The sequence below is a fragment of the Butyrivibrio sp. CB08 genome, from assembly GCF_003625485.1.
Taxonomy (GTDB): domain Bacteria; phylum Bacillota; class Clostridia; order Lachnospirales; family Lachnospiraceae; genus Butyrivibrio.
Genome location: NZ_RAIR01000001.1, coordinates 311441 through 323144, shown reverse-complemented (window position 1 = coordinate 323144; position 11704 = coordinate 311441). Strand labels below are relative to the sequence as shown.

The window sequence follows — 11704 nt, the reverse complement described above, 5'->3', positions numbered from 1 at the left end:
CTCATTAATGGTGAAAAGACGGAACAAGCTGGCAGGGCTGCCAGCCTTATTCCGCCTTTATCTTTTAAGAAATTACTTTCTGAGACCAAGGTCAGCGATGAGCTTACGATAGCCCTCGATGTCCTTCTTCTTGAGGTATGCAAGAAGGCTACGTCTCTGACCAACCATCTTAAGAAGACCTCTTCTTGAGTGGTGATCCTTAGGGTTCTTCTGAAGGTGCTCGTTGAGCTCCTTGATTCTCTCTGTAAGGATAGCTACCTGAACCTCAGGTGATCCTGTGTCGCCAGCCTTTCTGGCAAACTTCTCGATAACTTCTGTTTTCTTCTCTTTTGTGATCATTGTTTTCTCCTTGTGTTTCACATTTCTATTTGCCTGATACCAGGGCCAGGCTGGAGTTGCCAAAACCTTAGTATAGGTAGTTACATAACATTGCCGGAAGATTAGCCGGCAACCAATTTATGTTAGCATAAAAAGCCCAAAGTGTAAAGTAAATTATATTTCTGGCCTTACGTTCTGTAGATCCTTCTCAATCTGGGCTTTTAAAGCTTCTATGGATTCAAACTTCATCTCTGGCCTTGTAAACTCTATGAGCTTAACTTCTATGTATTTTCCATAGACATCCTCATCAAAGTCATAGATGTAAGTTTCAACGCCCACCTGCTCCTTTTCAGAGATAGTAGGCTTTCTTCCGATATTGGTCATTCCGTGATAGCTCTTTTCCCCGATGATAACTTCACTTGAGTAGACTCCGTAGGGTGGAAGGAGCTTGCCATCTGGTGGCAGGATATTAACTGTAGGAACTCCTATGGTGTGTCCGATGTGACGGCCGTGTTCTACGATTCCGCTGACGCTGTAGTTACTTCCAAGAAGCCTTTTTACCTCTGCCATATTGCCGTCTGTAACTTCGTTGCGGACTCTTGTGGAGCTGACTTCTGAGCCGTCCAGCATGACCTTGTTGATAAGATCAAGCTCAAAGCCCAGGTCTTTACTTAAGTTCCTAAGTAGATACTGATCGCCTCTTCCCTTATCTCCAAAAGAGACATCGGTCCCGGCGGCGATATATCTGGCCTTCAGGTCATCAAACAGAATTGTCCTGACGAAATCCTCAGGGTCTGTGGCTGCTGTATCTGCATTGAGAGGGAACTCCACCAGAATGTCGATACCCATCTTCTCAAAGGCTCTTCTCTTCTCGTCCCTTGTAAATAGCTGCTTAACCCTGTGGCCCACAAAGAACTCCTCGGGAGAAGGCTCAAAGGTAAAGACAGTAGCCTTAAGTCCGTCCTGCTTCTCCTCAAGGATCTTGGATAAAAGCTTTTTGTGGCCTAAGTGAATGCCGTCGAACTTGCCCATGGCTATGGCGGTTCTATCACTTATATTCAGTTCATCGATACGTGATATTATCTGCATATTTTACTCTTTTTCGAAAAAGAACTTGTCCACGTCGAAAGTCTTTTTTCTGGCGCTGTACTTGTAGATTCCAAAGAAGGTGTCATCCTCGGAATAAACTCTAAACATGTTGCCATCCGTAAACATCTCGTCTTCGTACTCTGTATCGTTGACTCCTTCAGGGTCTTCGCTTAGCACGTTATCTCTCCTGAAGCTGTTGCCATTTTCGAGGATCTTTCTGGCGCTGTCCTTGACGTGTAGGCAGTCAAGGTCTCTGAAGATATACTCGGGGGACTTGATGTGCTCAGGTAAAGAGCCGTTGTCCCTAAGCTCCTCAACCTGCGAAAGGGTGATGGCGCTCTCTAAGGAAAATGCCCCGACTCTTGTCCTTGTAAGATGTTGCATTGCTGCTCCGCAGCCAAGCCTAAGGCCGATATCATGACACAAAGTCCTTATGTATGTGCCCTTTGAGCACTTAACTTCCATGGTAAAAAAGTGATCTGACTCAAGGTGGGAATCATCGAGAATCGTAATCGCTCCGATGTTCACCTTCCTTGGCTTACGCTCAACTTCAATGCCTTCCCTTGCAAGCTCATATAGCTTTTTGCCATTCTGCTTGATGGCGGAATACATGGGAGGTATCTGCTCGTAGTCTCCCACAAAGGCCTTAACAGCCTCGTGAAGCTCTTTTCTGCTGACATTTACAGGCTGCTCTTCAAGGATCTGTCCGCTCATATCCTGGGTATCTGTGGTAACTCCCAGTCTGCAGACCGCGATGTACTCCTTGTCGTGGTCCGTCAGCATCTCAACAAGCTTGGTTCCTGTGCCAAGGCACACAACCAGGACTCCTACCGCATCAGGATCAAGAGTTCCTGTGTGACCTATCTTTTTCTGATGAAGGATGCCACGGAGCTTAGCCACCACGTCATTGGAGGTAAAGCCCGGTTCCTTATATATATTTATTAGTCCGTTATAAGTATTAGGCATAAGATCCTTTCCTGATACCGATAATAAAAGCCCTGCCCCAAAACAAGGCAAGGCTTAGGCTTTCTTTAGCCGAGCTGCTTGTGAATGTACTTGGAAATGTTGTTGATAACATCGTGGTATGTACCGCTCACTGTACATCCTGACGCCCTTACATGTCCGCCGCCGCCAAACATCTGAGCAATCTCAGATACGTTAACTGCGCCGTTACTGCGAAGGCTTACCTTGTACTCAAGAGGTGCGAGCTCATACATGAATATTGCACAGTCCACACCCTTGGTCAAAAGCAACTGGTTTACTATACCATCAAGGTCATTGCTCTGAGCCCCGTAGAAATCCATTGTCTGCTTGGAAACCACAGACACAATGCATCTTCCATCCATTAAAAGGATGCTCTCAAGAAGGGCTCTGCCAAGAATCTGATTCTGGAGATAGGTCTTTTCATAAAAGACCTGATCAATAAGGCTGCCAAAATCAAATCCGTAAGAAATGAGCTCTGCTGCCACCTTCATGGTCTTTGGTGAAGTGTTGTTGTACTTAAACACTCCTGTATCTGTCACCATTCCTGTGTAAAGAGCCTTGGCAATCTCAACATCCAGTTTTTCAGGGTCAAGAGTGTCATAAACAAGCTCACAGGCTGAACTGGCGCTTGGAACAATATAGAGATGATCTCCAGTTCCCTCGTTGCTCACATGGTGGTCAATATTTATTGTCTTTTTTGCCGCGTCAAAGATCTTCTCGGCGTCACCGGTCCTGTCCTTGGAACAATCAAGGACGATGCAAAGATCATACTCTTTTACATCAGATGTAAAATCAGTGATGACCTTGTCTGATCCACTAAGAAATGTCAGCTCTGGAAGAACCTTCTCCAGGAACACATCTACTCTTGCCTCTGGATAGTTCTTTTTCAGATAAAGATACATTCCAAGGGATGATCCAATGGCATCGCCATCAGGTCTTATGTGGCTGGTGATCGCGATAGTCCCCGCGCTGCCAATCAGCTGATCAATCTTCATTAGTCCTCCTGATCTTCAGACTCTGCCTGATCTTCAATCTCCTCGCCTCTTGCAAGTCTTGCCTCATTGTCCTTGGCTGTTACTTCGTCAATCTTTCTGGACATGTTGATGGCATACTCGATGGAGTCATCCATAATGAAGCGAAGCTCCGGTGTGTATCTCATATTAAGTTCTTTGGCGAGGGTGCTGCGGATGTATCCTGAGGCTGACTTAAGTCCCTCCTGGGTACGAAGTCTGTCTTCGTCGTTACCCATTACAGTGACCCAAACCTTGCAGGTCTTAAGGTCTGGCGCAACCTCTACATCCATAACGGATGTAAAGGGACTGATCCTTGGATCCTTGGAAAAATGGATCGCTTCAGATATTACCTTCTGCACTTCGCCATTGATTCTTCTGTTTTTGTTACTGTTTTTTCTCATATTTCCTTATCTCGTTAGGTTCTTGGAACCTCAACCATCTCATAGGCCTCAACTGTATCACCTTCGTGGATCTGGTCAAATCCGTCAAATACAAGACCGCACTCGAATCCTTCTTTAACTTCCTTGACGTCATCCTTGAATCTCTTAAGAGATGCAAGATCGCCTTCGAAGATCTGCTCGCCTTCTCTTGAAATACGAACCTTGCAGTCCTTCTTGATGATACCGTCCTTGACAAAGGCACCAGCGATATTGCCGACCTTGGAAGCCTTGAATATCTGGCGAACCTCTGCGTGACCTGTGATTCTCTCTTCGTAAATAGGAGCAAGCATACCCTTCATAGCATACTCGATCTCCTCGATTGCCTGGTAAATAACCTTGTAAAGCTTGATCTCAACGCCCTCGTGGTCAGCCATGCTCTTAGCTGTTGCGTCTGGACGAACATCAAAGCCGATGATGATAGCGCTTGATGCTGCAGCAAGCGTTACGTCGGACTCGTTGATAGCACCAACACCGCCGTGGATAACCTTAACTACAACCTCGTCGTTAGAGAGCTTAAGAAGTGACTGCTTAAGAGCCTCTACGCTACCCTGCACGTCTGCCTTGATGATGATGTTGAGTTCCTGAAGTCTGCCTTCCTCGATCTTGGAATACAGATCATCAAGTGACATCTTAGCCTTAGTCTCTTCAATAAGATCCTTCTTGTGCTGCTGAAGGTATGTGTTAGCGTACTGCTTGGCCTGCTTGTCAGTCTCATGTCCAAGGAATACCTCACCGGCATTTGGAACATCTGAAAGACCAAGGATCTCAACTGGCTGTGAAGGAAGAGCTTCTTTGAGCTTGTTGCCCTTGTCATCAACCATGGCTCTAACCTTACCTGAGCTTGCACCAGCAGAAATGAAGTCACCTACATGAAGTGTACCCTTCTGAACAAGTACGTTAGCTACAGGACCACGGCCCTTATCAAGTCTTGCCTCAAGGACAAGTCCTCTTGCCTCTCTGTCTGGGTTAGCCTTGAGCTCAAGGATGTCTGATGTAAGGATGATAGTCTCAAGAAGAGTATCAATACCTTCGCCAGACTTAGCTGATACAGGAACAAACTCTGTTGTTCCGCCCCAGTCTGTAGAGATAAGACCGTACTCAGTCATCTCCTGCTTAACTCTGTCAATATTTGCATTAGGCTTATCAATCTTGTTGACAGCCACGATGATCTCAACTTCTGCAGCCTTAGCGTGGTTGATAGCTTCTACTGTCTGAGGCATTACACCGTCGTCAGCAGCTACAACAAGAACTGCAATATCTGTGGAATTAGCACCACGCATACGCATAGCTGTGAATGCTTCGTGTCCAGGTGTATCAAGGAATGTGATCTTCTGACCATTGATTGATACTGTGTAAGCACCGATTCTCTGTGTGATACCACCGGCCTCTCTGTCTGTTACAGATGTCTTACGGATAGCATCAAGAAGTGATGTTTTACCATGGTCAACGTGACCCATTACGCAGACAACTGGAGGTCTCTTCTTGAGAGTCTCTGGTGCATCCTCATCCTCTTTAAGAAGTTCCTCGATGATATCTACAGGGATCTCCTTCTCGCAGATGATATCGTACTCGATTGCAATATTCTCAGCTTCCTCGTAGGTAAGCTCTGTATTAACTGTTGAAACCTGACCTGCCATGAAGAGCTTCTTGATGATAACAGATGGCTGCATCTTCATCTTCTCAGCAAGTTCCTTGATGGAAACCTTCTCAGGGATTGAGATAACCTTGATCTGCTCCTCAGGTTCCTCCACCTTCTTAACTTCAGGCTTGATGAATCTGCCAACTCTCTTACTTCTTGGCATCATCTCTTCCTGCTCGTAAGCAAGATCCTTCTTGTTTCTCTTATCCTTTTCCTGACCCTGTCTTCTGCGGTCTTCATCTCTGTGTCCTGGGCCCTGCTTCTCTGATGGTCCATCAAATCCGCCTCTGCCGGCGTTCTTGTCGAACTTGCCGCCGCCAAATCTGTTGTCGCCCTTACCAGAAAATCTTCCGCCGCCCTGGCCATTTCTGTCCTGAGGTCCGTTCTGACCTCTGTCGTTTCTGTTTCCAGGTCTCTGACCATTAAAGTCTCTGTTTCCGCCCTGAGACTGACCACCCTGGCCGCCTCTTCCCATATTGTTGTTGGTTACAACAATGATGTTCTTTTTCTTCTTAGGTGGAAGCTTTGATCCCTCTGCAGGTCTTGCTGCTTCTGGACGTGGAGCCTCTGCCTTAGGAGCTTCCTTCTTTTCAGCCTTAGGCTCTTCTGCCTTTGGAGCTTCTGCCTTCTTGGGTTCCTCTGCAGGCTCTTCAGCCTTAGCCTTCTTGGTCTTCTCCTCTTTAGCAGCCTTGTCAGCATCATCTGCCTTCTTAGCCTTCTTGCCAAAGTTTTTCCTAGCAACGTCTGCATCTGTCTCTTCGATAGAACTATTAGAACGCTTTGCTTCTATTCCTTTTTCCTGCAAAAAAGCTATCAGCTCTTTTGCTTCGCATCCAAGCTCGCTCGCAAGTTCGGATATTTTAATTTTTGCCATTCACATTCCCTCCGTCTAATTCTTCTTCGAGTAAGTTCTTTCGAAGTGACTCAGATAAACCTTTATCTGTTATTGCCAGACTTGTTCGAACACCCTTACCTATTGCATGTCCAAGGCTCTCCTTGTCACCAAAAAAAGCTATCGGAACATTATAATACTTACATTTATCTGAAAACTGCTTGATAGTGTTATCTGATGCATCCTCGGTAACTATTACCAGATGCGCAGTTCCTGTGCGAATAGCTTCCAAAGTGGCAAACTCTCCGCTCTTTACCTTGCCAGCCCGCATGGACAGGCTTAGCAGGGAATAAACTTTATTAGAATCCAAAACTTATAAAAGCTCCTTTTCTATGCGGTCCAGGACATCTCCCGGAACCTGTGCCTTAAGTGACCTTTCAAGGCCCTTATTCTTAGCAGCCTTTTTTAAGCACTCTGCGCTCTTGCAAATATATGCGCCTCGGCCATTGGCCTTACCTGTGGCATCCAAAAGAATCTCGTCATCAGCATTTTTGATGATCCTGATGAGTTCTTTCTTTTCCTTCATTTCTCCACAGCCAACGCACTTTCTCATTGGAATTTTCTTTTGCATTTAAGAATTACTCCTCAGCGCCCTGATCCTCAGAAGCCTCATCATACTCAGCCTCTTCGTACTCACCTTCAGCGTACTCGCCCTCTTCGTACTCCTCATAATCCTCATCATCGAGGTAGTCTTCCATACGGAATCCAGGAGCATCCTTGGCATGAGTCTCGTCCTTGATATCGATCTTGTAGCCTGTAAGTCTTGCTGCAAGTCTTGCGTTCTGACCTTCCTTACCAATGGCAAGTGAAAGCTGATAATCAGGAACTACAACCTTGGCACTCTTCTCATCTGGATCAGCAAATACTGCTACGATCTTAGCTGGTGAAAGAGCGTTCTGGATAAGGTTACCAGGGTTCTCATCCCAGTTGATGACGTCGATCTTCTCTCCGCCAAGTTCATCTACGATAAGGTTAACTCTGTTTCCGTTAACACCTACGCATGCACCAACTGCATCTACGTTAGGGTCCTTAGAGTAAACAGCAATCTTGGTACGGCTTCCAGCCTCTCTTGCGATTGACTTGATCTCAACAGTTCCGTCCTGGATCTCAGCAACTTCCTGCTCGAAAAGTCTCTTAACAAGGTCTGGATGTGTACGGGATACAAGGATTCTTGGTCCCTTTGAGCCGTTCTTAACTTCAAGAACATATACGCGAAGTCTCTGAGTTGGTCTGTAAACCTCACCCTTAACCTGCTCGTTCTCATTGAGGATGGCATCTGCTCTTCCGAGGTTGATGCTGATGTTCTTGCCTATGAATCTCTGAACAACACCAGTTACGATGTCATGCTCTTTCTCGAAATATTCATTATAAATAGCGCCGCGCTCTTCCTCACGGATCTTCTGAAGGATTACGTTCTTGGCGTTCTGTGTAGCAATACGTCCAAACTCCTTGGAATTGAGAGAAACGCTTACGATGTCACCAACCTTAGCCTTCTTGCTGATCTTCTTGGCATCATCAAGGCTGATCTCGATCTGAGGATCCATAACGTCATCAGCAGTCTCAACTACTTCCTTGTCTGCGTAGCACTTGAAGTCACAGTTAACTCTGTCAACCTCAACTCTGATGTTCTCTGCCTTTCCGAAGTTGTTCTTGCATGCTGTTACAAGAGAATTCTCAATTGCATCAAACAAAGAATCTTTGCTGATGTTCTTCTCTTTCTCAAGTAACTCCAGGGCATCCATTAATTCTTTACTCATTGTAATCTCCTTTTTTCCACCGGATCAAAAGTCCAGCGCAAGTTTAATAACTGAAATCTCTTTTCTTATAAATTCTTCATCTGTGTCATTTATAGTTACGGTAACTGTGGATTCATTAAATCCCTTAAGTATACCGGCAAACTCCTTGGTTCCATCCTTGGGTTTAAAGAGCTTGAGCTCAACCTCTTTTCCAATGGAGTGCTCTAAGTGTCTGTCCTTCTTGAGCTGTCTGCCAAGGCCCGGGCTTGAAACTTCCAGGGTGTAGGCTTCATCGATGAAATCATCCTCATCAAGAGCATCTGAAAGTGCATGGTTTACATCCACACAGTCGTTGATGTTCACTCCGCCTTCCTTGTCAATATAGGCTCTAAGGTACCACTCTCCAGCTTCCTTGACATACTCTACATCGTAGATCTCAACCCCGCACTTGTCTGCGATGGGCTTAAGGATAGCTTCTGTCTTTGCTTCAATATCATTTTTCTTGGACATCTTTCACCTCTTAGGCATAAGAAAAGTGAGCTCCGGAAAGCTCACTTCTAATCTACTGTCACGTAGACAATAACACATAAACTGCGAAACGTCAAGGTTTTGGCATTAAGGGTGATATTTGGGACACATAGGAGAGTATTCTTATCTCATACAAAAGAGCTACAGACCACGCAAACACTCATATTTAAAGGGAGGTAACCTATGGACGCAGGATACATGGCATACAGAGAACTCAGGATCGCAGAGAACAAAAAGAGACGCCTTAGAATAGTAAGGCGCCAGAGAATAGCCCTGGCGCTCATAACTTTTCTTATAGTGTTTGGCATCGCATTTATATTTGCAACTCTCCTTCTTCAGGCCCATGGCACTGACATGACCTACAAATACTACACTCAGGTAGATGTTCATGCGGGCGATACCCTGGATTCAATAGCTGATAAATACCTTACAGGATCAGAGGATTCAAAACAGCATTATATTAATGAAATAATAGCAACCAATCACCTTGATGAAGATGGCAAAATCCTTGCTGGTAATAGTATTGTAGTGCCCTACTATTCCAGGGAATTTAAATAAGTCAGCCTACTATTTTAGCCTTGAAATAGCTGTATATAAGATATTTTCATCTATAATACCTTCTTCCGACCTGAGAACTGTCCCAGTCTGGATCTTAATAGTTACGCTGTATCCATCTACAGATTTTATCCCTTCCAGTTTCTCTTTTAACTGAGCTGCAATCATATCAAGTTCCTGCAGCTCACTGACATGGGTAAGGAGTATGAAGTCTGAATTCATATTCCTTGCTACAGCACAGCTGTTTCCGGTCACCTCTACTATCTGATCCCCGGCAGCTTTAAGGACTTTATGCTCAACTTCCTGTCCATAAGAAACTGCAATGCGATCATGATTTGTGTTTCTAAGGATTATAAGTCCATAGTCAGCACCAGTAGCCGTGTACTGAACAGAATAATCCACCATGGTATTAAGGAAAGATCTTATGGTCATACGGCCTGTTATCTTATCAAACCTATCTATATGATAGAAGGAATCCATTCGGCTCAGCTCTTCGCCGATATCTACCAGGTATCCCATGACTCCGATTATCTTGCCGTTCTCATAAACGGGCATCTTATTACAGATGGTGTTGTGGATAACACCATCAATAATATACTGGGAAGGTGCATTTTCAACCTTTGCCCCCTTGGTCAGGATCTCAGTATCTTCCTTGATACTCCTCTTCTTATCAACGGACCAACTCTGCTTCTCTGAAGGTTTGCCCCTGAGGTCGTCAATGGAGCTGATCTTAAAGAAATCAAGAAAGGCCTGGCTTGCTCCTACGAAGTTTCTGTCTTTGTCCTTCCAGAAGAACTTCACAGTAGAATTAGCTGCAAAGTTCATAAATAGCTTGGTATAACGGCCCATCTCTGCTGACTCTAGACCATAGTCTTCAAACCTGAACATCTCCTTGGTCTCATTCATAATATCCTTTACATTTTCAGGAAGAGCTCTGGCACAGAGCAGGAACTCTTTTCCACCGGTTCCAGGAATAGCCATTATGATATTAGCAGACCACATGTACTGTCCATTTTGCTGCTTGATCCTGAAGTAATCTTCCAGATATCCTTTTTCTGAAGCCTTTACTCTTTCACTTATGGTAGAGACATTGGTAAATTCATGGAAGCGCTTCTTGTCCGCGGATGAGACCACCTCTTTTTCCATAAGAGCAAAGAAATCCGTCAGCTTCATGGCGTTAGCATCAAATCGATACTGATAAGTGGATCTGCCAAGTAGTGGCATGATAGAATCCGCGGATGGGTTGATCTGTGTAATATTATCAAAGAGGTGATTGAGCTCTTTGAGCCTCGAATCCACGCTGTTAAGCATTCTTACAGACTGGTCTGTAGAAATGTTGTGGATGGTTCCTTTAATAAGGAAGCGACCTTCATTCTCAGCAATCACCTTAGCTGAGAACCTGTAGATATTACCATTTATTGTGTAATAGAATGTCTCCTGATTTCTGGTTTTTTCAAGAGTGTCTGCAAAGTTTCGATATTTCTTTAAAAGAGGCGACGGCGTGTGATAGATCATCTCATCTGTTGTTTCAAGAGATGATGAGGTTTCGCTGAATATCTGCCTCATGTAAGGCTCATTCATGAAAAGAGTCTTAAATTCTTTTCCATCATCCTCGAGAATCTCAAGCGGCTCATCTGTCTCTCTGGCATTGATGCTGGCAACATCGTAGAAATGGCGCCACTTGCGCTCTTCTATCCCAATATTCTGTTTTTCAATATGGTCAAAGAACTCGTCAATTGGCATGGGCTTTCCATAGAAATATCCCTGGAGCTTGCCACAGCCTATGTTCCTAAGGAAACTTACCTGTTCAGCGGTTTCAACGCCCTCAGCAAGGGTAGCCATATCAATATCCTTGGCCATAGTGGTGGTGGAAGTCATGATAGCCTTGGACTTATCGTTAAAGTTTCTAAGGAACTCCATATCCAGCTTAAGGGTGTCAAAATGGTAATCCTTAAGAAGGTTAAGGGATGAGTAGCCAGAACCAAAGTCATCCATCCAGACTTCGTAGCCAGCATCCCTGAAGTCGTCAATCATACGGCGCATAAGATCTGCGTCAGATACGATCATGCTCTCTGTTATTTCTATATGAATATAGTCTCTTGGAATGTCGTACCTGGAAACAAGCCCCTCAACGAAGCCCACCATGTCAACTTCTTCGAAATCGAGGCGCGAGAAATTAACTGAGACAGGCACGGTAGGGAGTTTGTTTGAAAGCCTCTCTGAAATGTCTTTACATACCTGCTCAATGATATACATATCCAGCTTGTGGATCTGTCTCGTATTTTCAAGCGTTCCTATGAACTTATCTGGTGGAAGAAAACCCTGATCCGGGTCGATCCAGCGGGCCAAAGACTCAGCGCCGCATAATTGCTCAGTAAGGGAGCGGATAACAGGCTGATAATAAACCTTGATCCATCCGCTTTCTAAAGCCTTATCAATGTTATCAGCAACATACTGCTTAACAGATGGGCTCATGAACGAAAACTCCCTTGATTTTTACCTATATATTG

At 44.8% G+C, this 11704-nt stretch carries 12 protein-coding genes; 1 reads left to right on the top strand and 11 read right to left on the bottom strand.

Annotated features, from left to right (window positions below; translation table 11 throughout):
• Positions 1–72 precede the first annotated feature (72 nt).
• The 10 genes from rpsO to rimP all read right to left on the bottom strand — a co-directional run bounded on the left by rpsO (position 73) and on the right by rimP (position 8621).
• Entirely contained in the window at positions 73–339 is a 267-nt protein-coding gene (rpsO, locus tag D6855_RS01475) for a 30S ribosomal protein S15 (RefSeq protein ID WP_120737314.1), read from the bottom strand.
• A gap of 153 nt (positions 340–492) precedes the next feature.
• A complete protein-coding gene (locus tag D6855_RS01470; RefSeq protein ID WP_120737312.1) occupies positions 493–1407 on the bottom strand; it encodes a bifunctional riboflavin kinase/FAD synthetase in 915 nt (304 codons plus the stop codon).
• A gap of 3 nt (positions 1408–1410) precedes the next feature.
• Positions 1411–2373 (bottom strand): tRNA pseudouridine(55) synthase TruB, encoded by a 963-nt coding sequence (gene truB, locus D6855_RS01465; RefSeq protein ID WP_120737310.1) that lies wholly within the window; start codon positions 2371–2373, stop codon positions 1411–1413.
• A 65-nt stretch (positions 2374–2438) separates the two neighbouring features.
• On the bottom strand, positions 2439–3386 hold the full coding sequence (locus tag D6855_RS01460; RefSeq protein WP_120737308.1) for a DHH family phosphoesterase: 948 nt from the start codon (positions 3384–3386) through the stop codon (positions 2439–2441).
• Positions 3386–3805: a 30S ribosome-binding factor RbfA gene (gene rbfA / locus D6855_RS01455; protein WP_120737306.1), complete on the bottom strand. Its 420-nt coding sequence runs from the start codon at positions 3803–3805 to the stop codon at positions 3386–3388. Before rbfA ends, D6855_RS01460 begins: the two co-directional genes overlap by 1 nt.
• A 14-nt stretch (positions 3806–3819) precedes the next feature.
• Entirely contained in the window at positions 3820–6357 is a 2538-nt protein-coding gene (gene infB, locus D6855_RS01450) for a translation initiation factor IF-2 (RefSeq protein ID WP_120737304.1), read from the bottom strand.
• On the bottom strand, positions 6344–6685 hold the full coding sequence (locus tag D6855_RS01445; protein ID WP_120737302.1) for a L7Ae/L30e/S12e/Gadd45 family ribosomal protein: 342 nt from the start codon (positions 6683–6685) through the stop codon (positions 6344–6346). Before D6855_RS01445 ends, infB begins: the two co-directional genes overlap by 14 nt.
• A gap of 3 nt (positions 6686–6688) precedes the next feature.
• Positions 6689–6946 carry an RNase P modulator RnpM gene (gene rnpM, locus D6855_RS01440; protein ID WP_120737300.1) on the bottom strand — a complete coding sequence of 86 codons (258 nt, stop codon included), beginning with the start codon at positions 6944–6946 and terminating at the stop codon, positions 6689–6691.
• Between the two features lie 7 nt (positions 6947–6953).
• Positions 6954–8132 (bottom strand): transcription termination factor NusA, encoded by a 1179-nt coding sequence (nusA, locus tag D6855_RS01435; RefSeq protein WP_120737298.1) that lies wholly within the window; start codon positions 8130–8132, stop codon positions 6954–6956.
• Between the two features lie 24 nt (positions 8133–8156).
• On the bottom strand, positions 8157–8621 hold the full coding sequence (gene rimP, locus D6855_RS01430; RefSeq protein WP_120737296.1) for a ribosome maturation factor RimP: 465 nt from the start codon (positions 8619–8621) through the stop codon (positions 8157–8159).
• 201 nt (positions 8622–8822) lie between these two features.
• Here rimP and D6855_RS01425 point away from each other — a divergent pair, with 201 nt between their 5' ends.
• On the top strand, positions 8823–9197 hold the full coding sequence (locus D6855_RS01425) for a LysM peptidoglycan-binding domain-containing protein (protein WP_120737294.1): 375 nt from the start codon (positions 8823–8825) through the stop codon (positions 9195–9197).
• A gap of 9 nt (positions 9198–9206) precedes the next feature.
• On the opposite strand, the gene D6855_RS01420 is transcribed toward D6855_RS01425, so the two are convergent.
• Entirely contained in the window at positions 9207–11669 is a 2463-nt protein-coding gene (locus D6855_RS01420) for an EAL domain-containing protein (protein WP_120737292.1), read from the bottom strand.
• Positions 11670–11704 lie beyond the last annotated feature (35 nt).